The following is a 23663-nucleotide window of genomic DNA, read 5'->3' on the forward strand; positions in this document are numbered from 1 at the left end:
ATAGTAAAAATGGTGCTGTCGAAAAATAAATCAGGCGATTCTGATTTTGCGCCTCAAGAAAAATAAAACCAGAATTCAAAAAAACTGAATTCACCAGTGGACAGCCTGCTCGCAACGGCATGCAAGCCGCGCCGGCGCCGTGAAGAAATGCGACAACTGCTGGTCGGCCACGTAGAACATGGCCAAGAACACCGCCCCATGCCGCAGGACGCATCCACGGCCACGCGGGGCTCCGCAAGCAATGTTTCACCCCGGACCCTGAAAGCGCGGGTTCCGGCCCCTTCAGCCTTTGCCCTTGCCCCTGGTCGCGGCGGCTTTCCCCTGCGAGCGCCCGACGGTCCGTTTTCGCACCGCCTCCGGCTTCGCCGCCTGGGCCGACTTCATGAAGTTGCTTTCGCTGGTGGTCACGCCCACGATCCGGGCGAGCTGCCGGCTTACGCTGATGTAGGCGTGGCCCATGCGGGCATCGAAATACAACGCATCGCCCCGCGCCAGGTGCACCTTCTCGCCGTTGTCGAAGTGGATTTCGATCTCGCCGCTGAGCACATAGACAAACTCCTCGCCGGGATGGCGCGAGAAGTCACCGGGGCCCTCGATGCGGCGCGCATGCACGGTGCCGAGCACCGGGCTCATCTGCTTGCCGACGGCCTCTGTGCCAAGAAATTCATAGGTCAGCGACGATCCCCGGTAGGTCACGCCCGCGCCGGCCCGGGTCACGACCGGCCCCTGGAACGGTGACGTTTTCGTGCCGGCACCCGCAAACATCGAGCCCATGTCCATCTGCAGCGCCTGGCCCAGCGCGGCAAAATTCTCGTAGCCCAGCGCCAGTTGCCCGCGCTCCGCACGCGAGATGGTGGTGATCGAGACGCCTGACAGTTCGGCGAGGTGCGCCAGCGTCCAGCCGAAGGCCTTGCGCGCCGAGCGCAGGCGCTTGCCAAAGGTTTCGCGGTCGAGCGTGCGCGACTCGTCGTCATCGGTCCCGATGCCGCTGCCGCGCCCCTGGGCGGTGTGTGGTTTCAAGCCTGCGTCCTTTTTTCCGTTGGACGGAATGCTAACAGAGCAGACCGCGCCAAGGCTCATCCCCTGGCGCCCACCTTAGCGCAAGATTTGCGTATCCGCAATTTGCATATACGCAAATTCTTGCCTACACTCACTCCCATTCCGAATGCACGAGCGCCCCGCAGGCGCTCTCCTGCCACCTGATCCATGCGCCCGATTCACGCTGCCTCACCGATTCCCACCGACTATCTCATCATCGGAGGCGGCATTGCCGGTGCTTCCGTCGCGTACTGGCTCGCGCCCCATGGCCGCGTCATCCTGCTCGAACGCGAAGCCCAGCCTGGCTACCACTCGACCGGCCGCTCGGCGGCGTTGTTCATGGAAAGCTACGGCACCACGCAGGTCCGCGCGCTGACGATGGCAAGCCGCGCCTTCCTGCAGGATCCGCCGCCGGGTTTTGCCTCGCACCCGCTGCTCACGCCGCGCGGCGCGCTGATGGTCGCCGGCCCCGGGCAACAGCATTTGCTTGACGCGCACTGGGACGTGGTGCGCGCCGTCGATCCCGACGCCCGCCTGCTGTGTGCCGCGCAAGCGTGCGAACGCGTACCGGCGCTGCGCGCGGAGCAACTGGCCGGTGGCGTTTATGAGCCCGGCGCCGCAGACATGGATGTGGACGCGATCCACCAGGGCTACCTGCGCGGCATGCGCCAGGCCGGCGGCAAGCTGGTGTGCGATGCCGAAGTCACGGCCATGGCACGCGTGCGGGACCACTGGCACGTGGAGGCTGGCGGGGCAGTATATGCGGCGCCGGTGGTACTCAACGCCGCCGGCGCCTGGGCCGACGTCATCGCGCGGCTGGCCGGCGTGCAGCCGCTGGGGATTGAACCCCGCCGCCGCTCTGCCTTCGTCTTCGCGCCGCCCGTGGAGATGGACACCAGCGGCTGGCCCATGGTCTTCGGCGCCGACGAGGACTGGTACATCAAGCCCGATGCCGGCATGTTGCTGGGCTCCCCGGCCAATGCCGACCCGGTCGAGCCACAGGACGTCCAGCCCGAGGAAATGGATATCGCGCTCGCCATCGACCGCATCGAGACCGCGACCTCGCTCAGGATCCGCCGCCCTGCGCGCACCTGGGCCGGGCTGCGCTCCTTCGTCGCCGACGGCGACCTGGTGGGCGGGTTCGACGACGCCGTGCCGGGCTTCTTCTGGGTGGCGGGCCAGGGCGGCTACGGCATCCAGACCTCGGCCGCCATGGGCGAGACCTGTGCCGCGCTGGCGCGCGGCCTGCCGGTGCCGGCGCATCCCGCGTCGTTCGGCCTGAGCGCCGAAATGCTCGGGCCCGCGCGCCTGCGCCGCCTGGCCGCTTCGGCCTGAATCGCATCTCCCCCCAACCGCTAGTCCCCGACTGACCAGGAGCCAACCATCGTGCGTGTCTTCAGTGCCTCCCTCGCTACCGAAACCAACACCTTTGCGCCGATGCCCACCGGCCTGTCGTCCTTCAGGGATCGCGGCTACTTCGCGGCCGGCCAGCATCCTGACCAGATGACGTTTTTCTCGGGCCCGCTGTGGGCAGCACGGATACGCGGCAAGGAGCGCGGCTGGCAGCTGTGCGAAGGCATGGTGGCCGGCGCGCAGCCCAGCGGCACCACCACCCGCCATGCCTACGAAACCCTGCGCGAGGAACTGTTGACCGACCTGCGCGCGGCGCTGCCGGTGGACATGGTGGTGCTCGGCCTGCACGGCGCGATGGTGGCCGATGGCTACGACGACTGCGAGGGCGACCTGCTGCAGCGTGTGCGCGCGATCGTCGGCCCCGAGGTGGTGATCGGCGCGGAGCTGGACCCGCACTGCCACCTGACGCCCGAGATGGTGGCCTGCGCCGACGTGCTGGTCGCCTTCAAGGAATACCCGCATACCGACGTGCTGGAACGCGCGCTGGAACTGGTCGACCTGTGCGCGGCCACGGTGGAAGGCAAGGTTCGCCCGGTGGCGGCGGTGGTCGATTGCAGGATGATCGTCACGATCCACACCTCGCGCGAGCCGGCGCGCGGCTTCATCGACCGCATCCAGTCGCTGGAAGGGCGCGACGGCGTGCTGTCGATCTCGGTGGCGCATGGGTTTTCATGGGGCGATGTGCCGGGGATGGGCACCAAGGTGCTGGTCTACGCCGATGGCAACCAGGCCAGGGCTGATGCGCTGGCGCGGCAGCTGGCCGACGAACTGATCGCCATGCGCGACGGGCTCACGGTGCGCTATCCGGACATCGACACCTCGCTCGACGAGGCGCTGGCCTTCGACGGCGGGCCGGTGGTGCTGGCCGACGGCGCCGACAATCCCGGCGGCGGCGCAGCGAGCGACTCCACCTTTCTCCTGCGCCGCATGATCGAGCGCGGCATCGGCAATGCGGCGGTCGGCCCGGTGTGGGACCCGATCGCGGTGCGCATCGCCTTCGATGCCGGCGTGGGCGCACGCCTGTCGATGCGCATCGGCGGCAAGATCAGTCCGCTATCCGGCGACCCGTTGGATCTGGACTGCACGGTCAAGGCTCTGCTGCCCGACATGGTGATGACCGGGCTGTCCGACGCGCCGGTGCAGATGGGCGACTGCGCGCTGGTGGAAGCCAACGGCATCGACATCGTGCTGATCACGCTGCGCAACCAGGCCATGGGCACGGACATGTTCACCCAGCTGGGTTGTGACCTGGCGCGCAAGCAGATCATCGTGGTCAAGTCCTCGCAGCACTTCTACGCCGACTTCTCGAAAGTGGCACGGCACGTGATCTACGCAGGCGCCCCGGGTGCTGTCACGCTTGACCTCACGACCCTGCCCTATCGCAAGATCCAACGGCCCAAGTGGCCTCTGGACAGCGTAGCGGGCTGAGCGCCGGCCGCCTGGCTGCGATCACAACAACAACGACAACGACAAGAACGGAGACTGCAGATGACACCAAACCGATCCCTGTCCGCCGCGCTCGCGGTGGGCGCCCTGGTCCTGGCAGGCGCCAGCCTTCCCTTGCTGGCGCAGACCAAGACGCTCAAGGTCGTGGCGCATGCCGACCTGAAGATCCTCGATCCGACCTTCACCACGGCCTATATCACGCGCAACTTCGGCTACATGGTCTACGACACGCTGTTCGCGCAGGACGCCAGGGGCAAGCCGCAACCGCAGATGGTCGAGAAGTACAGCAGTTCGAAGGATGGCGGGCAGTGGAGCTTCACGCTGCGTCCCGGCCTGAAGTTCTCGGATGGCAGCGCGGTTACCTCCGCGGACGCGATCGCCTCGCTGCAGCGCTGGGGCGCGCGCGACAGCCTGGGCCGTGCCATGGGCGAAGCCGGCGCCGAGTGGAAGGCGGTCGACGCGCGCACGTTCACGCTGACGCTCAAGGAGCCCTTTGGCATGGTGCTCGATGCGCTGGCCAAGCCCTCTGGCTTTCCGCCGGTGATCCTGCCGGAGCGCCTGGCCAGGATGCCCGCCACCGCGCCGCTGCCCGAGGTGCTGGGCTCCGGCCCCTTCATCTTCAAGCGCGACGAATGGGTGCCGGGCAACAAGGCGGTGTTCGTGCGCAACCCGCACTACGTGGCACGCAGCGAGCCCGCGAGCGGTCTCGCCGGCAGCAAGCAGCCCCGCGTGGACCGCGTCGAATGGCTCTACCTGCCGGACGCCAACAGCGCCATCGCGGCGCTCAAGCGCGGCGAGGTCGACCTGATCGAACAGGTACCGCCGGACTACATCACCCCGCTGCGCGGCGACGCCGGCATCAAGCTCGGCGCGGGCGGCGCCTACCAGGGCGTGCTGGTGATGAACCAGCTGCATCCGCCATTCAACAACCCGAAGGTGCGCCAGGCCTTCCTGCAGGCGGTCAGCCAGGAACGCTTCACCGCGGCCATGGGCTATCCGCTCGACATGCGCATCAACTACTGCGCCACCTTCTTCATCTGCGGCGGCCCCAACGATACCGCTGCCGGCGCCGAACCGTACCGCAAGGCCGATCCGGCCCGTGCCAAGCAGTTGCTGGGCGCGGCGGGCTACAAGGGCGAAAAGGTGGTGCTGCTGGTGCCGACCGACGTTCCCCAGCTCAACGCTGAAGCCCTGATGGCGGCACAGACCATGCGCAGCATGGGCATGAACGTCGACATGCAGAACATGGACTGGGCCTCCATCGGCGCGCGCCGCGCCAAGCGGGATGCGCCCGAGGCCGGTGGCTGGAATATGTACGTGACCGTCGCGGGCGAGTTCGATGCCGATTCCCCGATCACCAATGCCTACCTCGGCGCCGCCTGCGGCACCAGCCTGCCCGGCTGGCCCTGCGACAAGCCGCTCGACGCACTGCGCACGGCCTGGATCCGCGAGACCGCGCCCGCCAAGCGCAAGGAACTGCTCGATGCCTTCCAGAAGCGCGCCTATGAGGCGGTGCCCTATGTGAACGCCGGCCAGTACTCGGCGGCGTTCGCGGCGCGTGCCAGCCTCAAGGGCATCGACAGGATGTGGGCCGGCATGCCCACGGTCTGGATGCTCGACAAATAACCACAACGCACCAACCACCGGGAGAGATACGACGATGGGCTACCTGCTCCGACGCCTGGCCGCGACGCTGCCCGTGATGGCGGTGGTGGCCGTGGTGGTCTTCCTGCTGATCCACCTGTCGCCGGGCGATCCGGCGGCGCTGATCGCAGGCGACCTCGCGACCGTTGACGACATCGCCAGGCTGCGCGGCGTGCTGGGGCTGGACCAGCCGCTGTGGCGGCAGTTCTTGCTGTGGCTCGGCCGGCTCGCCACCGGCGACCTCGGCACCTCCATCTTCACCCAGGTGCCGGTGGCCCAGCTGCTGGCGCAGCGGCTGGAGCCGACCGTCTCTGTCGCCGCGCTGACCATGCTGCTGACCTTGCTGGTCGCGGTGCCACTGGGAACGCTGGCCGCGTACCGCGCCGGCAGCTGGGTCGACCGGCTGGTGATGCTGTTCGCGGTGCTGGCATTCTCGCTGCCGGTGTTCCTGGTGGGCTACCTGCTGGTCTACGCCTTTGCCATCCAGTTGCCGTGGTTCCCGGTACAGGGCTATTCGCGCCTCGCCGACGGCGCCGGCGCCGGCGCATGGCTGCGCAGCCTGGTGCTGCCCTGCGTCAACCTGGCGCTGGTCTATATCGCGCTGGTGACGCGCATGACGCGCGCAACCGTGCTGGAAGTCCTGCACGAGGACTACATCCGCACTGCGCGCGCCAAGGGCCTGGGCGTGCTGCCGGTGCTGGGCCACGCGCTGCGCAACGCGGCGATCCCGATCGCCACCACCGTCGGCATGGGCATCGCGCTGCTGATCGGCGGCGTGGTCGTGACCGAGACCGTGTTTGCGATCCCGGGTGTCGGCCGCCTGGTGGTCGACTCGGTGCAGCGCCACGACTACCCGGTGATCCAGAGCGTGCTGCTGGTTTCCGCCGGGGTCTACGTGCTGATCAACCTGATGATCGACCTCAGCTACCGGCTGTTCGATCCGCGCATCAAGTACTGATGGCTTTTGCCGCGAGACCTGCTGACATGACCACTTCCCTGCCCGTGACCGAACCTGCCGTCCCGGCGCCCGACGATGCGCCTTTCGTGCTGCCGCGCTGGCACTGGGCGCGCAAGCACCCCACGCTGATCCTGGGCGCGCTGCTGCTGGCGGTGATCGCCGTGCTCTCCATCGGCGCGCCCTGGATTGCCACCGTCGACCCGCAGGACATCGACCCGCTGGCGCGCATGCAGCCGCCATCGGCCGAGCACCGGTTCGGCACCGACGCACTGGGCCGCGACGTGTTCAGCCGCGCGGTCTGGGGCGGCCGCGTATCCATGATCGTGGGCCTGTCGGTCGGGCTGCTCGCAACCGTGTCCGGCGTGCTGCTGGGCCTGGTCGCAGGCTTCGTGCGCCGGGCGGACTCCCTGGTGATGCGCGTGATGGACGGCCTGATGGCAATCCCGGGCATCCTGCTGGCGATTGCGCTGATGGCCGTTACACAGGCCAGCCTGGGCGCGGTGATCATCGCCATCGCCATACCCGAGGTCCCGCGCGTGGTGCGGCTGGTGCGCTCGCTGGCGCTGACCCTGCGCGAGCAGCTCTACGTCGAGGCGGCGCATGCGGTCGGCACCCGCCTGCCGGTAATCCTTGTGCGCCACGTGGTGCCCAATATGGTGGCGCCGCTGATCGTTCAGGCCACTTTCGTGGCCGCCACCGCCGTGCTCACGGAAGCCGCGCTGTCTTTCCTCGGCGTCGGCGTGCCCGGCCAGATGCCGAGCTGGGGCAACATGATGGCCGAGGGGCGCAATTTCGTGGCCGTGGCCTTCCACATCATCCTGTACCCGGGCATCCTGCTGGCCGCGACGGTGCTGGCCATCAACCTGCTCGGCGACGGCCTGCGCGACGCACTCGATCCGCGCCTGGCGCGGCAACTCTGAATCCGGGAGCGCAACCATGACCATCACGACCTCCCGGGCGATGTCCCGTGTTACGCCGGCCACGGGCGAGCCGCTGCTCGAAGTGGAGGACCTCCATACGCATTTCGACACGCTCACCGGGCCGGCCCGCTCGGTCAACGGGGTCTCGTACACCGTGCGCGCCGGCCAGACGCTGGGCGTGGTGGGCGAGTCAGGCTGCGGCAAGAGCGTGACGGCGCTGTCCATCATGCGGCTGCTGCCCACGCCGCCGGCACGCATCCGCGGCGCTGTGCGGCTGCGCGGCACGGACCTGTTGCAGCTCAGCGAACGCGAGATGCGCCGCATCCGCGGCAATCGCGTCTCGATGATCTTCCAGGAGCCGATGACCTCGCTGAACCCGGTGCTGACGATTGGCCGCCAGATTGCCGAAACCGTGCAGCTGCACCAGGGCGCGAGCCGCCCCGAAGCGCTCCGGCGCGCGGTGGAAATGCTGAGGCTGGTGCAGATCCCCGAGCCTGAACGGCGCGTCAACGAGTACCCGCACCAGCTTTCGGGCGGCATGCGCCAGCGCGTGATGATCGCGCTGGCGCTGGCCTGCAATCCCGAGGTGCTGATCGCCGACGAACCCACCACGGCGCTCGACGTGACCATCCAGGCGCAGATCCTGGACCTGATCCGCCGCCTGCAGCAGGAACTGGGAATGGGCGTGGTGATGATCACGCACGACCTGGGCGTGGTGGCCGAATGCTGCGACCGCGTGATCGTGATGTACGCCGGGCTCAAGGTCGAGGAAGCCAGCGTCACTGAGCTGTTCGACCGCCCGCTGCACCCCTACACCCGCGCGTTGATGGCATCGATGCCGTCGATGAACACCAGCAGCCGGCGCCTCGCTGAAATCCCCGGCCTGGTGCCATCGCCACAGGAAGCGCGCCGCGGTTGTGCCTTCGCGGCACGCTGCGCGCATGCCAACGCGCGCTGCGCGCGCGAGCTCCCGCAGCTCACGCGCCACGGCGGCGACCATGCGGTGGCCTGCTTCGCCGTCGAGGAAGGCCGCATCGAATGCAACCCACAAGCCCAGGAAGCCATCGCATGAGCACGACCTCCGCCACGCCAACGCCCCTGCTCAAGGTCGACTGCCTGAGGAAACACTACCTCGCCCCGCGGCGCTGGCTGGCACCGGCCAGGCCGCCGATCCAGGCTGTGGACGGCGTGTCCTTCACCGTGGAGCGCGGCGACACGCTCTCGCTGGTCGGCGAATCCGGCTGCGGCAAGACCACCACGGCCAAGTCGGTGCTGCGCCTGATCGAGCCGACTTCAGGCTCGGTGCAGCTCGACGGCGAGGAACTGCTGGGCCTGCCGGCAAGCGCCATGCGGCAGCGCCGGCGCGACCTGCAGATCATCTTCCAGGACCCCTATGCCTCGCTCAGCCCGCGGCTGACGGCGGGCGAGATCGTCGGCGAGCCGCTGCGCAACTTCGGCCTGCAGTCGCGTGCCGAGCGCAACGAGCGCGTGCAATGGCTGTTCAGCAAGGTCGGCCTGCGGCCCGAAGCCGTGCGCAAGTTCCCGCACGAGTTCTCCGGCGGCCAGCGCCAGCGGCTGGGCATCGCGCGCGCGTTGGCACTCAACCCGAAGCTGATCGTCTGCGACGAGCCGGTATCGGCGCTCGATGTCTCCGTCCAGGCGCAGGTGGTCAACCTGCTGATGGACCTGCAGGCCGAATTCGGCATCGCCTACCTGTTCGTCGCGCACGACCTGGCCGTGGTGCGCCATATCAGCCGCCGGGTCGCCGTGATGTACCTCGGCCAGATCGTCGAACTGGCCGACCGCGACACCTTGTTCTCCGCGCCGCGCCACCCCTATACGGAGATCCTGCTGTCCGCCGTGCCGGTGCCCGACCCGCGCAAGCCCGCGCGGCGCCTGCTGCTGCAGGGCGATCCGCCCAGCCCGGCCAATCCGCCAGCGGGCTGCCGTTTCCACACGCGCTGCCCGCATGCGCAAGCCCGCTGCAAGGAGCAGGCCCCCTTGCTGACAGAACGTCCCTCCGCCACCGGCATCCACCAGGTGGCCTGCCATTTCCGCTGACCGCTACGCTCCAGTCCAGGAAAGGAATCCCATGTCCGACCCCACCTCTGCACACGCCACGCACTATGACCTGCTGATCGCCGGCGGCACCGTGATCGACGGCAGCAAGGCACCCCGCTTCAGCGCCGATATCGGCGTGCGCGACGGCTGCATCGCGGCGATCGGCGACCTCGGCGGGCACACAGCCGACCGGGTGCTGGATGCAACGGCCCTGATCGTCGCCCCTGGCTTCATCGACGCGCACACGCATGATGACCAGGCGGTGCTGTCGCAACCCACCATGCCGTTCAAGGTCTCGCAGGGCGTCACCACCGTGATCGCCGGCAACTGCGGCATCAGCGCCGCGCCGCTGCGTGCCGACATGGATTTGCCGATGCCGCTGAGCCTGATCGACACACCGGCGCAAGGCCGCTTCACCACCTTCGCCGCCTACCTCGACGCGCTACGGACCATGCCGAGCTCGGTCAATGTAGCCGCGATGGTCGGGCATTCCACCTTGCGCGCGGTCACCATGGCGGCGCTGGACCGGCCAGCCGATGCCAAAGAGATCGCCGCCATGCAGGCGCTGGTCGAAGAAGCCATGCAAGCCGGCGCGATCGGCCTGTCGACCGGCACCTTCTACCCGCCCGCCGCCATGGCGACGACCGAGGAGATCATCGAAGTCTGCCGGCCGCTCAGTGCCCGCAAGGCACTCTACGTCACGCATATGCGCGACGAGTCCGACCACGTCATGGCCTCGCTCGACGAGACTTTCCGCATCGGCCGCGAGCTCGACGTGCCAGTGGTGGTGTCGCACCACAAGGTGCAGAGGCAGGCCAACTTTGGCAAGAGCCAGGTAACCCTGCCCTATATCCGCGAGGCCATGAAGCACCAGTGCGTGTCGCTCGACTGCTACCCGTACACGGCCGGCTCCACCATGATCCGCACCGACCGCGGCATGCTCGACGGCCGGGTGCTGATCGCCGCCAGCGAACCGCACCCCGAATGCGCGGGCCGCGATCTCGACGACATCGCCAGGGAATGGGGCGTGCCCAAGGAGGAAGCCGCGCGCCGCCTGCAGCCGGGCACAGCGATCTACTTCCAGATGGACGAGGACGACGTCCAGCGCATCCTTGCCTTCGACGAAACCATGATCGGCTCCGACGGCATCCCCGTCGGCGCCAGCCCGCATCCGCGCCTGTGGGGCACCTTCCCGCGCGTACTGGGGCACTACTGCCGCGAGGTCGGCCTGTTCCCGCTGGAGACGGCGGTCTGGAAAATGACCGGGCTGACGGCGCGCAACTTCGGCCTGCACCGGCGCGGCACGCTCGCCGTGGGCCACCACGCCGACATCGTCGTTTTCGATGCGGCCAACGTGCGCGATGCCGCCAGTTACGAGACCCCCACCCGGCCAGCCGAAGGCATCGACACCGTGATCGTCAACGGCGCCATTACCTGGCAGCACGGCGCGCACAGCGGGGCGCGCAACGGGCAGGTCATCACGCGGCCAGCAGGTCCTGAGGCGGGAAACGCGGCGCCTGTCCAAGGTTCCCGCCCTGCCTGAAGCCAGAAGCGAAGCCGCCGGCGGCTCAGAACTTCGGGATGCGCAGCGTCTTGCTGACCATCAGCGTGCCCGACAGCGCGAACAGCAGCACCAGCGGATGCAGCACTGCCGGGCCCAGCACCCACGCGCCGCCCGGCAGCTCGCCGCCAAGCTGGCCTTGCCAGGCGCACCATGCCAGCACCGCGGTCAACAGCACGCTGGTCGGGATCGGCGTGCCTTCGAAGTAGGCCACCTTGCCGCTGTCGCTGCCCTCGGCCAGCGATTCGGCGGTGACGTTGAAGCGCGCCAGCCGGCTCACGCCGCAGCAGACAAAGTAGATCAGCACGGCCAGGTCCCAGCCGCCGCGCATGCCGGCGGCGAAGGCCAGCGTGGCCGGCCCGACGCCGAACGAGATCACGTCGGCCAGCGAATCCAGCTCGCGCCCCAGCGCCGAATGCGCATGGCGCCAGCGCGCGATGCGGCCGTCGAGCACATCGAAGATAAAGGCCAGTGGCGCCAGCGCCGCCGCCGTGAAGAAATGCGACAGCTGCTGGTCGGCCACGTAGAACATGGCGAAGAACACCGACCCCATGCCGCAGGCCGCATTGCCCAGCGTAAAGACATCGGCCAGCTGCAGTTCGCGCAGCATCGAGAAATGGCGGGGACGTTCCGGCCGGGTGCTCATGGTGCGCGCTTACAGGACCTTGGCCACGTGGTGCACATTAGGCGGCGCGGCAAAGGTTTCGCCCACCAGGGCGCGCCATTGCTGGAACTCGGGCGACTCGCGGAAATGGACCATATGGTCTTCCACCGTCTCCCATTCCACCACCAGCGTGTAGTGTTCCGGCTGCTCGATCGAGCGGAACAGCTGCACGCCGTGGCAGCCGCGCGAGCGCAGGAACAGCGGCGTGGCCTGGCTCACGCCCTGCTCCAGCTGCTTGTCCATGCCGGGCTTGATGGTGAGTTGTGCGATTTCCTTGATCATGGCGGTTTTACCAATGGAGTGGATGCCGGGGCACCGGCGGGTGTCTGCTACCTTAGCATGATCGCGGGGCCGCGTGCCTGCTGCAAGCATTCCGTTACACGCGGCGGTTAGCATCGTCCACCCTGCCACTACCTGCCGATAACGCCATGCGATTGTCCCTGCGCAAGCGCCACCTCGCCCGGGCCGTATTGCCCGCCCTCACCTTGACCTGCCTGGCAGGCGCGCATGCTGCATCGCAGCCATGCGGCACGCCAGCGACTCCGATTGCCGAGATCCAGGGTGCCGCCGCGACGTCACCGCTCGCGGGCAGCTTGGTGGAGGTAGAGGCTATCGTCACCGCGGACTTCAGCGGCGATGGCGGCCTGCGCGGCTTCTTCCTGCAGACCGCGGACGCGCAACGCCTGCACCGGCCCGGCGTGTCGGAAGGTCTGTTCGTCTATGCGCCACGCACCACGGCACGCGCTGGCGACATGGTGCGCGTGTCCGGAAGGGTCGAAGAGAAATTCGGGCAGACGCAGCTGGTGCTGTCCGGCGCGCTGGCGGTGTGCGCGCGCGGCATGGCGGTGACGCCACAGACGCTGACCTTGCCGGTCGCCGGCGAATCCGGTCTTGCCGCGCGTGAAGGCATGCTGGTGTGCCTGCCGCAGACGCTGACGGTTGCCGATACCCATGAGCTTGGTCGCTATGGCACCTTGGCGCTGAGCGACGGCCGGCCCATCGCACCGACGCAACAGGCACTGCCTGGCACGGCCGCGCGGCAAGCCGCCGCCGCCAACGCCCGCAACCGGCTGTTGCTTGACGATGGCTCGACGCGCCAGTACCCCGCCGTGGTGCCCTACCCGCCACCGCGCCTGGCAGCGGACCATCCGGTGCGTGCCGGGGACACGGTCAGCAGCGTCCAGGGAGTGCTGGAAAAACGCCACGGGCAGTGGCGCCTGCAGCCCGTGCCCGGTGCGAGCGCGCCGGTGTTCCAGGCCACCAACCCGCGCCGCGGCGCGCCGCCACGGCATCCGGCCACCACGCTGCGCGTGGCCGCCTTCAACCTGCAGAACTACTTCAACGGTGACGGCCAGGGCGGCGGCTTCGATGCCCCCGGCAACCGCGGCGCGCAGGGTGCCGAGGCGCTGGCGCGCCAGCAAGCCAAGCTGCTCGCCGCGCTGCGGGGGCTGGATGCGGACGTGATCGGCGTGATGGAGGCAGAAAACGACGGCTACGGCCAGGACAGCGCGATCCGCCAGCTGGCAGCGCGGCTCGGGCCTGACTGGCGCGTGCTCGACCCCGGCACGCCGGCGCTTGGCAGCGATGCCATTGCGGTCGGGCTGCTGTACAACGCCCGCACCGCCGTGCCCGCCGGGCGCGCGGCCACCACCTGGCTGGGCGAGCGCAGCCGCCAGCCGCTGGCCGGCACCTTCCGCGCGACAGCTGGCGGCGCGCCGGTCACGGTCGCGGTCAATCATTTCAAGTCCAAGACGTGCACCGAAGCCACCGGCGCGCAGGCCGACCAGGGCGATGGCCAGGGTTGCTGGAATCCCGCGCGCGTGTAGGCCGCCCAGGCGCTGGCCGAATGGCTGGGCGCAACGCCGACGGGCGTGCCCGGCGCGGGCGTGCTGGTGATCGGCGACCTGAACAGCTATGCGATGGAAGACCCCGTGCGCGTGCTGGCGCGCCGCGGCTATGCCGACATGGTTGCGGAATTCGCCGGCAAGCCGGCCTACAGCTACGTCTACAACGGCCAGGCCGGCTATCTCGATCATGTGCTTGCCGATGCCGTCGCGGCCCGGCATGTCATCGCCGTGCATGCCTGGCATATCAATGCCGACGAGCCCCCGGCCTTCTCCTACGCCCCGGCGCCGGGTGCGCCTGCGGTGCCGGGCCACTATGCGCCCGACCCCTACCGTTCGTCAGATCACGACCCCTTGGTGGTCGACTTCGCCAGCAGCCCCCGCGCCAGGTAAAGCACTACCAGCAGGTTGGCTGCCGCCAGCGTGCCATGCAGCCAGCTGGGGTGGACCAGGGCCTCGTACAGCTCCAGCGGAATATAGATGCCGCCGGACCACACCCCGATCCAGTTGCCCCATGCCAGCCCGCGCCACAGCCCATACGCTTCGGCAAAGCGCATCAGCGCATAGACCGCTGCCGAAGCGCCGATGGCCCACAGGCGGGCATTGTCGGGATGCGCAAGCAAGGACAGGAAAATGGTGGGATAGCGGCTGGCCGGGTTGACGTGAATGCGCTGGATGACGGCCTCCGCCAGCGCCTGGGCGTCGCGGTGCAGCAGCGCGGCCAGGCCCAGGCCGGCCACGATCACCAGCAAGCCCTTGGCGGCCTCGAACAATGCGATGCCCCTCAGGCCCAGTGCGCCCTGCTTTGCCATGCGGTGTCTCCGGTCGATGCAAGAATTGCAAAGCCGGTATTGTGCAACACTGCCGGGCAATGCCGCGGCGTGCATGGCGCCGGTGCGCGCTGTCAGCGCCCGTATTCGCGCTCGCGCATCGGCCCGTCGGCATCGATGCCGCCGCTGGCGGCAATGGGGCCGTCCACGGTCAGCGGGCCGGCCACGCTCAGGTCGCCCTTGACCACCATGTCGCCATGCACCGTCACCGGGCCGTTGAAGACCTTGAGATAGCCGCCGCCGTACGGCAGCCCCCGCGCGCTGGCGGGTCCGGTGAAGTACGCCGCGGTAAGCGGGCCGCTGGAATAGACGTGTCCGGCGACAACCAGCTTGCCGTGCACGGTCAGCGGCCCCTGCACCTGCGCCGAACCGCCGATGGTGATCGGGCCGGATTCATGCGGCTGGGCGCGCAGCGGGCCGGCCACGGCCAGCAGTGCCAGCGCCCCGGCCGCCGCCAGCCACCACCACGGCCCTCGGACATCACGGCGAAGCATTCGGTGCGACATGATGTAGCCTCCGGCCGCACCGCGCCTAGCGCTGCAGCTTCTGGTAAGTGCCGATCAACTCTGCGGTGGCCAGGATATGGCCCCGCATTGCCCGCTCCAGCGCCGCCTTGTCAGGCATCCCCAGGTCCGGCAACGCCGCGTTCAGCGCATAGAGCTTGAAGAAGTAGCGGTGCCGGCCGATCGGGGGGCATGGGCCGCCATAGCCGGCGCGGTGCCAGTCGTTCAGCCCGTCGCGCGTGCCGGCGGGCAGCCCGGCCTTGCCGATGTCCGCCGGCAGCGCCTCGGCATGGGCCGGCAGGTTGTAGACCAGCCAGTGGACCCAGGTCATTTTCGGCGCGGCGGGGTCGGGTGCATCGGGATCGTCGACGATCAGCGCCAGACTGGCCGTGCCGGGCGGCAGGCCGGTCCAGGCAAGCGGCGGGGAAATATCGGCGCCTTCGCAGGTGTGCTCTGCGGGGATCTCGCCACCCGTGGCGAATGCGGTCGATTGCAGCTGGAACGGCATACGGGCCTCGCTGGACGCATTGAGGGATGGCTCCAACTTAGGCCGGATCGGTGCCTCGCGCAAGGCGATGGCGGCAGCGGGCGTCTCCAGCAGCGCCTTGAGCCGGCGCACGGCTTCGGTGGACTCGGCCTGGACGCGCTCGCGCAGCATCAGGCGGTTGATCAGCGCAAAGAGCAGCGTAGGCGACCGGTAGCGAAATTCCCGCTCTATGCGCGTGCGTTCGCCCGCCGGGGTCAGCGACGGCGTCATGGCGGGCGTAAGCCGGTAGGTGATGGTGCCGACCCTGCGCCCGTCGGCCACGCCCTCGATCGACCACGTTCGCGGCCGCCGGCTTTCGATGACGGTCCAGACCACCGCGCCACCGCGCTGCGCGACCATGAAGGTCTCGGTCACGCGCTCGCCCTGCCCTAGCGGATGGTCGGTCGCTCCCGCCACCCCAAGCGAGGCCGGATGCCATTCCGGCCAGTGCAGCGGCGTCGACACGTAGTCGAAGACCTGGGCTGGCGGGCGGGCAATCACTACCTCGTCATGGATGGCGGTACGGTCGGACCAGGGCAGCGGCGCCAGCAGCGTGCCCACGGTGATCGTGGCGAAGATCAGTCCCCAGAACGGTTTCCTGTGTCGAACAAGCATGGCGGCGGGACAGGACGCATCCGGGGCGCACCCGTGCATCCCGTACGCATGGCGCGATGCTTCCAGTGTAGTGACTGGGAAGCATCGCGCCAGTCCCGCGCGGCTTAGCGGGCCTGTGAGGCCGGCGCGCCCTCGGCTGCCGGCGCCGGCACGGCCGCCACCGTCGCCGGCAGCGGGCCCCAGCCGCCGCCCAGCCGGCGGATCAGCGACACCGTTGCCGCAGCCCGCAGGCCGGCCACCTGATTGGCCTCGCGCTGCGACTGCAGCACGGTGCGGTCGGCATCGATCACCGTCAGGTAATCGACCGCGCCGGCGTCATAGCGGCTGCGCGAGATCCGCGCCGCGCGCCGGGCGCCGCCAAGTGCGCCGTCCAGCGCGCCGGCCTGCTGGCTGAGCCAGCGCACGTCCGCCAGGCTGTCTTCCACCTCGCGGAACGCCACCAGCACGGTCTGCCGGTAGCCGGCCACGCTTTCCTCGTGCGCGGCACGGGCACCGGCGAGGTTGGCGCTGTTGCGCCCGCCATCGAACACGGTCTGTGCGATGGTGGAGCCGATCAGCGGCCCCAGCATCCAGGTGCGCGACGACCACTTGAACAGGTTCGACAGGTCCGCCGATTCAAAGCCGAACAGGCCGGTCAGCGTGATGCGCGGGAAGAACGCCGCCTTGGCCACGCCGATGCGCGCGTTGGCCGCGGCCATCTGGCGTTCCGCCGCGGCGATGTCGGGGCGGCGCTCCAGCAGCTCGGACGGCAGCCCGCGGGAACCGCGATCGGCGCGGCGTCGAACGGGCGCGCCGGCAGCGAGAATGCCGCCGGCGGCACGCCGGTCAGCACCGCCAGCGCATGCTCCTGGTTGGCGCGGCGGCGCTCGATGCCGGCCAGGTCCGCGCGCGCGGTGCCGAGCTCAGCTTCGGCACGGGCGGGATCGAGGTCGGTGGTTTCACCGGCGTCATAGCGCTTCTTCAGCAGCGACAGCGCATCCTCGCGCAGCTTGATGGTGGCGTTGAGCAGGTCGCGCTCGCTGTCCAGCGTGCGCAGCGCGAAGTACGCCTGCGCCACGTCGGCCTGCAGCGCCAGCTGCACCGAGCGATACAGGTCCTCCGCCGCCTCGCCTTCGGCGCGGGCGGCGTTGACGCTGGACGCGACGCGGCCGAACAGGTCGAGCTCATAGCTGGCGAAGGCGCGCGCCTTCAGCACCGTCTGCGGCGAGACCCGCGTGCCGTCGGGCAGACCCTGCGAGGCCGCCGACGGCTGGCTGCGCGTCGGGTCCAGCCCGACGCTCAGTTGCGGGTAGAGGTCCGCCTCAGTGGCGCCTGTGAAGGCGCGTGCCTGCTTCAGGCGGGCAGCGGCAATCGCCAGATCCTGGTTGGAACTGCCAGCCGCTCGATCAGGCGGTCCAGTTCGGCATCGCCGAAGATCTTCCACCAGTCGCCGCGATGCTGGCCTTCGGCCGGCGTCGCGGTCTTCCATTGCGCGCCTTCGGCCTGGGCGGCCTCGGCCTCCTTGAAGGCCGGCACGGTGGCCGTTTCGGGCACTTTGTAGGTCGGGGCCAGCGAGCAACCCGCAAGGACCAGCGCTGCGGCCAGCGTCGCCAGCTTGGGCAGCCAGTTTGTTGTCAAAAATGCAGGGGCATTCATGTTGATCACCATTATTCGGCCGATGCCGTCAGTTGCGCGCTTTGCTCTTGCGTAGCCGCGCGGCGCTGGCCGCGCGTGGCCAGCAGGCGCAGCGCCACATAGAACACCGGCGTCAGGAACAGCCCGAAGAAAGTCACGCCGAGCATGCCCGCGAACACTGCCACGCCCATGGCATGGCGCATTTCGGAGCCGGCGCCGGTGGAGATCACCAGCGGCACCACGCCCATGATGAAAGCGAACGAGGTCATCAGGATCGGGCGCAGGCGCAGGCGGCTGGCTTCGATCGCGGCCTGCACCACGGTGCGGCCGTGATGCTCCAGCTCGCGCGCAAACTCCACGATCAGGATCGCGTTCTTCGCTGACAAGCCCACAAGCACAATGAAGCCGATTTGCGTGAAGATGTTATTGTCGCCCTGCGTGAGCCACACCCCGGTCATTGCTGCGAGCAGGCTCATCGGCACGATCAGGATCACCGCCAGCGGCAGCGTCAGGCTTTCATACTGGGCAGCCAGCACCAGGAACACCAGCAGCACGCACAGCGGGAAGATCCACACCCCCGCATTGCCGGCCAGGATGTCCTGGTAGGTCAGCTCGGTCCATTCGAACTTCATGCCCTTGGGCAGCGTCTCGGCGGCAATGCGCTCGGCCGCGGCCTGGGCCTGGCCCGACGAGAACCGGGCGCGGGCCCGCCGTTCATGTCGGCGGCGGTAAAGCCGTTGTAGCGCACCACGCTGTCCGGACCAAAGCCTTGCTTGACCTGCACCAGCGACGACAGCGGCACCATGTCGCCGGCGGCGTTGCGCGTCTTCAGTTGCAGGATGTCCTCGGCATGGGCGCGGAACGGCGCGTCTGCCTGCACCTTGACCTGGTAGGTCCGGCCGAACTTGTTGAAGTCGTTGACATAGGCCGAGCCCAGGTAGGTCTGCAGCGTGTCGAACACCTCGGTCACCGGCACGCCCAGCTGCTTGGCCTTGACGCGGTCCAGCCTGACGTCGAGCTGCGGCACGTTGACCTGGTAGTTGCTGAAGATGCCGGTCAGCTCGGGCGTGGCGCGCGCCTTGTTGGCAAACGCGTTGGTGGCCTCGAACAGCGCGTCATAGCCCAGCGCGGCACGGTCCTCGATCATCAGCTTGAAGCCGCCGATGGTGCCCAGGCCCTGCACGGGCGGCGGCGGGAACACCGCGATAAAGGCATCCTGGACGGCCGCATACTTCTGGTTCAGGTCGGCCGCAATCGCCGCGCCGGACAGTTCCTTGGTCTTGCGCTCCTCGAACGGCTTGAGCGTGGCGAACACGATGCCGGCGCTCGGGCTGTTGGTGAAGCCGTTGATCGACAGGCCCGGGAAGGCCACCGCCGATTCCACGCCCGGATGCTTGAGCGCGATGTCGCTCATCTTGCGGATCACGTCCTCGGTGCGGTCCAGCGTGGCGCCGTCCGGCAGCTTGGCAAAGCCCACCAGGTACTGCTTGTCCTGCGCCGGCACAAAGCCCTTGGGCACCAGCTGGAACACGCCCCAGGTCAGCGCCAGCATCACCGCGTAGATCCCGAATACCGAGCCCTTGCGGCGGATCACGCCCTTCACGCCACGGCCATAGCTTTCAGCGCTGCGGCCGAAGAAGCGGTTGAAGCGCTTGAAGAAGCCGCCGAATACGCGGTCCATCCAGCGCGACAGCCAGTCCTTGGGCGCGTCATGGCTCTTGAGCAGCAGTGCCGACAGCGCCGGCGACAGCGTCAGCGAGTTGAACGCCGAGATGATGGTCGAGATCGAGATGGTCAGCGCAAACTGCTTGTAGAACTGGCCGGTCAGGCCCGTCATGAAGGCCAGCGGCACGAACACGGCGATCAGCGTCAGCGCGATGGCGATGATGGGGCCGCTGACTTCGCGCATGGCCTTGTAGGTGGCCTCCTTCGGCGTCAGCCCCTCTTCGATATTGCGCTCGACGTTTTCCACCACCACGATCGCATCATCGACCACGATGCCGATGGCCAGCACCAGCCCGAACAGCGACAGCGCGTTGATCGAGAAGCCGAACGCATGCATCAGCCCGAAGGTACCGACGATCGACACCGGCACCGCCAGCAGCGGGATGATCGACGCGCGCCAGGTCTGCAGGAACAGGATCACCACCAGCACCACCAGCGCGATGGCCTCGAACAACGTATGCGTCACCGCCTCGATCGAGTGGCGCACGAACTGCGTGGGGTCATAGACGATGCTGTAGTCGATCCCGTCCGGGAAGTTCTGCTTCAGCTCTTCCATGGTCTTGCGCACGTCATCCGAGATCTGGATGGCGTTGGAGCCCGGCGCCTGGAAGATGGGGATGGCCACCGCCGGCTTGTTGTCCAGCAGCGAGCGCAGCGCGTATTCCGACGCGCCCAGCTCGATGCGGGCAACGTCCTTCAGGTACGTGACGGCACCGTCGGCGGAAGTGCGCACGACGATGTCGCCGAACTCCTCCACCGTGCTCAGGCGGCCCTGCGCATTGACCGACAGCTGCAGGTCCGCGCCCGGCAGCGCCGGCGACTGGCCGATCACGCCGGCCGCCACCTGCACGTTCTGCTCGCGGATGGCCTTGACCACGTCGCTGGTGGCGAGTTGGCGCTCGGCCATCTTCTCGGGGTTCAGCCAGACGCGCATGGCGTAGTCGCCCGAGCCGAACAGCTGCACCTGGCCCACGCCCTGCAGGCGCGCCAGCCGGTCCTTGACGTTGATCACCGCGTAATTGCGCAGGTAGGTCATGTCATAGCGGTCGTTCGGCGAGACCAGGTGGACCACCATGGTCAGGTCCGGCGAACTCTTGACCGTGGTGATGCCCAGCCGGCGCACGTCTTCCGGCAGGCGCGGCTCGGCCTGCGAGACGCGGTTCTGCACCAGCTGCTGGGCCTTGTCCGGGTCGGTGCCCAGCTTGAAGGTCACGGTCAGCGTGAGCAGGCCGTCGCTGTTGGACTGCGAAGACATGTACAGCATGTCCTCGACGCCGTTGATCTGCTCTTCCAGCGGCGAAGCCACGGTCTCGGCAATCACCTTGGGGTTGGCGCCCGGAAACTGCGCGCGCACCACCACCGACGGCGGCACCACTTCCGGGTACTCCGAGATCGGCAGCTTGAACATCGATATGGCGCCAATCAGGAAGATCAGCACCGACAGCACCCCCGCGAAGATGGGGCGGTCGATAAAGAATTTAGAGAGATTCATCTTGGTCTCTGCCTGCGTTGGCGTAGCGGCTCCCCTGGCGGCCCGCCGAAGCGGGCGCCATCCACATCACGGGGAGCGCAGAAGTTGTCTGGCTGTGCTGGTTGCCTTGCGTCCGGGATCAGATCACGGGCTTGCCGTCGTCGCCTTCGGCACTGGCCTTGCCGCTGGCGGCCTGCTTGCGGTCGGGCGTGGTGCCGCGCGGTTCCAGTTCGCTGCGGAAGGCCATGGCCACCGGCTTGGGCTGGACCGTGTCGCCCGGGCGCACGCGCTGCAGGCCATTGACGACGATGGTCTCGCCCGGCTTCAGGCCCTTGCGTACTACGCGCAGGCCGTCATGGTTGGGCCCCAGTTCCACTTCGCGGTAGACCAGCTTGTTGGCGCGGTCCACCACCAGCACGAACTTCTTGCCCTGGTCGGTGCCGACGGCGCGGTCATTGACCAGCACCGCCGCATGCGGCGCGCCGCCGCCCAGCTTGACCTTGGCGTACAGGCCCGGCAGCAGGCGCCCGTCTTCGTTCTGGAACACCGCACGGACGCGGATGGTGCCGCTGCGCGGGTCCAGGCGGTTGTCGACCGACTGGATCTTGCCCTCATGCGGATTGCCGTCCTCGTTGGCCAGGCCCAGGTAGACCGGCAGGTTGGGCTGGCCACCGCCGGCACCCGGCGCGGTGTAGCGCAGGTAGCTCTGCTCGTCGATCTCGAAGCTGGCATAGACCGGCGACACCGACACCACCGTGGTCAGCGCCGGCGAGGCCGCGCCCGGCGCCACCAGGTTGCCGACGGTGATTTCGGCGCGCGACACGCGCCCGGCCACCGGTGCGGTGATGCGCGTGTAGGCCAGGTTCAGGCGCGCGGTTTCCAGCTGCGCCTGGGCGGCGCGCACGTTGGCGCTGGTTTCGCGGGCGGCGTTGATGCGCTCGTCGAACTCGCGCTTGGAGATCGCGTTGTCATCCAGCAGCCGCTGGGCGCGCGTCTGTTCGCTCTGCGCATGGGCAGCACGCACCTGCGCCGCGGCCAGCGCGGCGTCGGCGCGGGCGACTTCCGCGGCATAAGGACGCGGGTCAATCGTGAAGAGCGGATCGCCCTTCTTCACCAGCGCGCCCTCGCGGAAGTGCACGGCGTCAATGGTGCCGCCGACGCGCGGGCGGATCTCTACGCGCTCCACAGCCTCGATCCGTCCGGAGAACTCATCCCACTCGGTGATGGTCTGGCCGACCACAGCGGCCACTTCAATCGCCGGCGCGGGCGGCGGGGTGTTGGCATGGGCTTCACCGCTATGCCACGGGCGCAAGATCGAGCCGGCCACGCCGGCGCCCAGCACCACGACGATGGCGAGGGCAATCAAGGTACGTCGTTTCTGCTGCTGCATTTCTCAAACTCCTGGATCGGGTTTTCTTCAACCGGAAAAGCAAATGGCCGAACGCCGCCTGCCGGTCCGCGTGGGCGGACCGGAACCATGGCCAAACTGATGGTCGGACTTAGGACCGCTTGCGTATTGCGGCGGTCCTGGCTCTGGCCGAAACAGAGCCGGCTGGCGGTTGTCTGGAGCGGCTCAGCCGGCGGGCTTGGCTCCAGGCCGGCTGGCATTGGCGTCAGCGCGGCGTTCAGTCAGGGATGAGGTATCGTCGGCCGCGGCCAGACATCGCCGCAGGAACCGCGCACCTTCGTCGACCCATGCCTGACAGCTGTCATGGGCCTCTTCCACGCCGTCGCCGCAGGCGCCGGGCATGATCATGGCCTGGGCCGGCACACCGGCCTTGGCCAGGCGCCCGGCGAAGGCTTCGCCCTCGGCACGCAGCGCGTCGTATTCAGCCACCTGGACCAGCGTGGGCGGCAGCCCGGCCAGGCGCGAGGCCAGCGCCGGGGCGGCATACGGATGCACCGTATCCGCCGGCGTCGGCAGGTAGTCGCGATAGTTGTCGGCCAGGCGCCGCAGGATGTCCATCGGAACCTGCCCGCCGTCGAACCCCGCGCAGGAGGCGTGCTGCAGGCACGGGTCCGTCACCGGGCGGATCAGCCATTGCCCGCGCGGTTGCGCGGTGCCGCGGTCGCGCAGCATCTGCGCCAGCGCGATCGCCAGGTTCCCCCCGGCCTCCTCGCCCACCAGCGCAAAGCGGGTCTTGTCCAGCTTCAGCCGCCGGGCATTGCGCAGCACCCACTGCACCGTGCTGTGCGCGTCCTCCGGCGCCGCCGGGAACGGATGGTCCGGCGCCAGCGAATACGCCGGCGTTACCACCACCGCCGGCACCGTGGTGGCCAGGTCCTGCACCAGCTGGCATGCGTGTTCCAGGCCGCCTTCGACGAAGCCGCCGGCATGCAGGTACACCAGCCACGGCAGCAGCGCCGCGCCCTCGGCGCCCGGCGCCGGATAGCCCGCCGGGTAGCACACACGCACCAGGATCTCGCGCCCGTCGCTGGTCACCGTATGCTCAGCCACGCGCGCCTGCCCCTGCCCGGCTGCCGCGGGGGCAGTGGCGGCGCTGGCTGCATCAGGGCGTTGGCCTGGCTTCTGGGACATGGCATTGGCGCACGCAAGAAACAATGCGCTTGAGTGTTGCGATGCACTGGATTATGGTGATTGACGAGGATGGGATAAAGCGAGAGATCGCCAATGCACTGTTCCGGAATTGGAATAATCGCAAACCGCCTCGTCATGCCACTGAAACTGCATATCCCCACGCATGACAAGGTCTTGGATTTTGTGATTCACTGCGGCTCTCGGCACGCGCGGCGGTCTGCCAGGCCGGTGCGCGCCCGATCAGAATCCATGCCGGAACCCGCGCCCAGCCAGCGCGCAGTCGCAGTAGCA

General features: G+C 68.5%; 16 protein-coding genes and 4 pseudogenes. 9 read left to right on the top strand and 11 right to left on the bottom strand.

Going from position 1 to position 23663, the window contains the following annotated elements; genetic code table 11:
* Positions 1 to 282: 282 nt before the first annotated feature.
* Positions 283 to 1020 (bottom strand): XRE family transcriptional regulator, encoded by a 738-nt coding sequence (locus tag RS901_RS29140; RefSeq protein WP_316153983.1) that lies wholly within the window; start codon positions 1018 to 1020, stop codon positions 283 to 285.
* Between the two features lie 186 nt (positions 1021 to 1206).
* On the opposite strand from RS901_RS29140, the gene RS901_RS29145 reads away from it, so the two are divergent.
* The 8 genes from RS901_RS29145 to RS901_RS29180 are packed head-to-tail and all read left to right on the top strand — an operon-like array spanning position 1207 to position 11023.
* On the top strand, positions 1207 to 2373 hold the full coding sequence (locus tag RS901_RS29145) for an FAD-dependent oxidoreductase (protein ID WP_316153984.1): 1167 nt from the start codon (positions 1207 to 1209) through the stop codon (positions 2371 to 2373).
* Between the two features lie 51 nt (positions 2374 to 2424).
* A complete protein-coding gene (locus tag RS901_RS29150; RefSeq protein WP_316153985.1) occupies positions 2425 to 3879 on the top strand; it encodes a M81 family metallopeptidase in 1455 nt (484 codons plus the stop codon).
* A 60-nt stretch (positions 3880 to 3939) separates the two neighbouring features.
* The gene (locus RS901_RS29155; RefSeq protein ID WP_316153986.1) at positions 3940 to 5523 is read left to right on the top strand and encodes an ABC transporter substrate-binding protein; all 1584 of its coding nucleotides are present in this window, start codon (positions 3940 to 3942) and stop codon (positions 5521 to 5523) included.
* Positions 5524 to 5557: 34 nt separating this feature from the next.
* Positions 5558 to 6499 carry an ABC transporter permease gene (locus tag RS901_RS29160; protein WP_316153987.1) on the top strand — a complete coding sequence of 314 codons (942 nt, stop codon included), beginning with the start codon at positions 5558 to 5560 and terminating at the stop codon, positions 6497 to 6499.
* Positions 6500 to 6525: 26 nt separating this feature from the next.
* A complete protein-coding gene (locus RS901_RS29165) occupies positions 6526 to 7419 on the top strand; it encodes an ABC transporter permease (protein WP_316153989.1) in 894 nt (297 codons plus the stop codon).
* Between the two features lie 16 nt (positions 7420 to 7435).
* On the top strand, positions 7436 to 8491 hold the full coding sequence (locus tag RS901_RS29170; RefSeq protein ID WP_316153990.1) for an ABC transporter ATP-binding protein: 1056 nt from the start codon (positions 7436 to 7438) through the stop codon (positions 8489 to 8491).
* A complete protein-coding gene (locus RS901_RS29175; RefSeq protein WP_316153992.1) occupies positions 8488 to 9480 on the top strand; it encodes an oligopeptide/dipeptide ABC transporter ATP-binding protein in 993 nt (330 codons plus the stop codon). The genes RS901_RS29170 and RS901_RS29175 overlap by 4 nt, the downstream gene beginning before the upstream one ends.
* Positions 9481 to 9511: 31 nt before the next feature.
* Positions 9512 to 11023 (top strand): D-aminoacylase, encoded by a 1512-nt coding sequence (locus RS901_RS29180; protein WP_316153995.1) that lies wholly within the window; start codon positions 9512 to 9514, stop codon positions 11021 to 11023.
* A 25-nt stretch (positions 11024 to 11048) separates the two neighbouring features.
* On the opposite strand, the gene RS901_RS29185 is transcribed toward RS901_RS29180, so the two are convergent.
* Entirely contained in the window at positions 11049 to 11687 is a 639-nt protein-coding gene (locus RS901_RS29185; protein WP_316153996.1) for a CDP-alcohol phosphatidyltransferase family protein, read from the bottom strand.
* Between the two features lie 9 nt (positions 11688 to 11696).
* Entirely contained in the window at positions 11697 to 11987 is a 291-nt protein-coding gene (locus RS901_RS29190) for an antibiotic biosynthesis monooxygenase family protein (protein ID WP_041228612.1), read from the bottom strand.
* A 146-nt stretch (positions 11988 to 12133) separates the two neighbouring features.
* On the opposite strand from RS901_RS29190, the pseudogene RS901_RS29195 reads away from it, so the two are divergent.
* Positions 12134 to 13942, top strand: a pseudogene (locus RS901_RS29195) (ExeM/NucH family extracellular endonuclease).
* Here the strand turns inward: RS901_RS29195 and RS901_RS29200 are convergent.
* From RS901_RS29200 to RS901_RS29235, 8 genes and pseudogenes are all read right to left on the bottom strand, one after another.
* Entirely contained in the window at positions 13894 to 14361 is a 468-nt protein-coding gene (locus RS901_RS29200) for a DUF2127 domain-containing protein (RefSeq protein ID WP_316153997.1), read from the bottom strand. The pseudogene RS901_RS29195 and the gene RS901_RS29200 sit on opposite strands and share 49 nt — an antisense overlap.
* A 92-nt stretch (positions 14362 to 14453) precedes the next feature.
* Positions 14454 to 14885: a hypothetical protein gene (locus tag RS901_RS29205; protein WP_316153998.1), complete on the bottom strand. Its 432-nt coding sequence runs from the start codon at positions 14883 to 14885 to the stop codon at positions 14454 to 14456.
* Between the two features lie 25 nt (positions 14886 to 14910).
* On the bottom strand, positions 14911 to 15390 hold the full coding sequence (locus RS901_RS29210) for a YbhB/YbcL family Raf kinase inhibitor-like protein (protein WP_316157316.1): 480 nt from the start codon (positions 15388 to 15390) through the stop codon (positions 14911 to 14913).
* A 144-nt stretch (positions 15391 to 15534) separates the two neighbouring features.
* A pseudogene (locus tag RS901_RS29215) lies at positions 15535 to 16062 on the bottom strand (SRPBCC family protein); the annotation flags it as partial.
* 65 nt (positions 16063 to 16127) lie between these two features.
* Positions 16128 to 17670: pseudogene (locus tag RS901_RS29220) on the bottom strand (efflux transporter outer membrane subunit).
* A pseudogene (locus RS901_RS29225) lies at positions 17670 to 20854 on the bottom strand (efflux RND transporter permease subunit). The pseudogenes RS901_RS29220 and RS901_RS29225 overlap by 1 nt, the downstream one beginning before the upstream one ends.
* Positions 20855 to 20972: 118 nt before the next feature.
* Positions 20973 to 22223, bottom strand: a complete 1251-nt coding sequence (locus tag RS901_RS29230; protein ID WP_316153999.1) for an efflux RND transporter periplasmic adaptor subunit — start codon at positions 22221 to 22223, stop codon at positions 20973 to 20975.
* A 183-nt stretch (positions 22224 to 22406) separates the two neighbouring features.
* Positions 22407 to 23372, bottom strand: coding sequence for an alpha/beta hydrolase (locus RS901_RS29235; protein WP_316154000.1), 966 nt, complete (start codon positions 23370 to 23372; stop codon positions 22407 to 22409).
* Positions 23373 to 23663: the final 291 nt, after the last annotated feature.

This window comes from Cupriavidus sp. BIC8F, from assembly GCF_032465815.1.
GTDB classification, from domain to species: Bacteria; Pseudomonadota; Gammaproteobacteria; order Burkholderiales; family Burkholderiaceae; genus Cupriavidus; species Cupriavidus necator.

Excerpts from the sequence above, each read along its gene's own strand:
- RS901_RS29145 (WP_316153984.1), top strand. The coding sequence starts at position 1,207 with ATGCGCCCGATTCACGCTGCCTCACCGATTCCCACCGACTATCTCATC.
- RS901_RS29155 (WP_316153986.1), top strand. The coding sequence starts at position 3,940 with ATGACACCAAACCGATCCCTGTCCGCCGCGCTCGCGGTGGGCGCCCTG.
- RS901_RS29160 (WP_316153987.1), top strand. The coding sequence starts at position 5,558 with ATGGGCTACCTGCTCCGACGCCTGGCCGCGACGCTGCCCGTGATGGCG.
- RS901_RS29165 (WP_316153989.1), top strand. The coding sequence starts at position 6,526 with ATGACCACTTCCCTGCCCGTGACCGAACCTGCCGTCCCGGCGCCCGAC.
- RS901_RS29170 (WP_316153990.1), top strand. The coding sequence starts at position 7,436 with ATGACCATCACGACCTCCCGGGCGATGTCCCGTGTTACGCCGGCCACG.
- RS901_RS29175 (WP_316153992.1), top strand. The coding sequence starts at position 8,488 with ATGAGCACGACCTCCGCCACGCCAACGCCCCTGCTCAAGGTCGACTGC.
- RS901_RS29180 (WP_316153995.1), top strand. The coding sequence starts at position 9,512 with ATGTCCGACCCCACCTCTGCACACGCCACGCACTATGACCTGCTGATC.
- RS901_RS29185 (WP_316153996.1), bottom strand. The coding sequence starts at position 11,687 with ATGAGCACCCGGCCGGAACGTCCCCGCCATTTCTCGATGCTGCGCGAA.
- RS901_RS29190 (WP_041228612.1), bottom strand. The coding sequence starts at position 11,987 with ATGATCAAGGAAATCGCACAACTCACCATCAAGCCCGGCATGGACAAG.
- RS901_RS29200 (WP_316153997.1), bottom strand. The coding sequence starts at position 14,361 with ATGGCAAAGCAGGGCGCACTGGGCCTGAGGGGCATCGCATTGTTCGAG.
- RS901_RS29205 (WP_316153998.1), bottom strand. The coding sequence starts at position 14,885 with ATGTCGCACCGAATGCTTCGCCGTGATGTCCGAGGGCCGTGGTGGTGG.
- RS901_RS29210 (WP_316157316.1), bottom strand. The coding sequence starts at position 15,390 with ATGCCGTTCCAGCTGCAATCGACCGCATTCGCCACGGGTGGCGAGATC.
- RS901_RS29230 (WP_316153999.1), bottom strand. The coding sequence starts at position 22,223 with ATGCAGCAGCAGAAACGACGTACCTTGATTGCCCTCGCCATCGTCGTG.
- RS901_RS29235 (WP_316154000.1), bottom strand. The coding sequence starts at position 23,372 with ATGTCCCAGAAGCCAGGCCAACGCCCTGATGCAGCCAGCGCCGCCACT.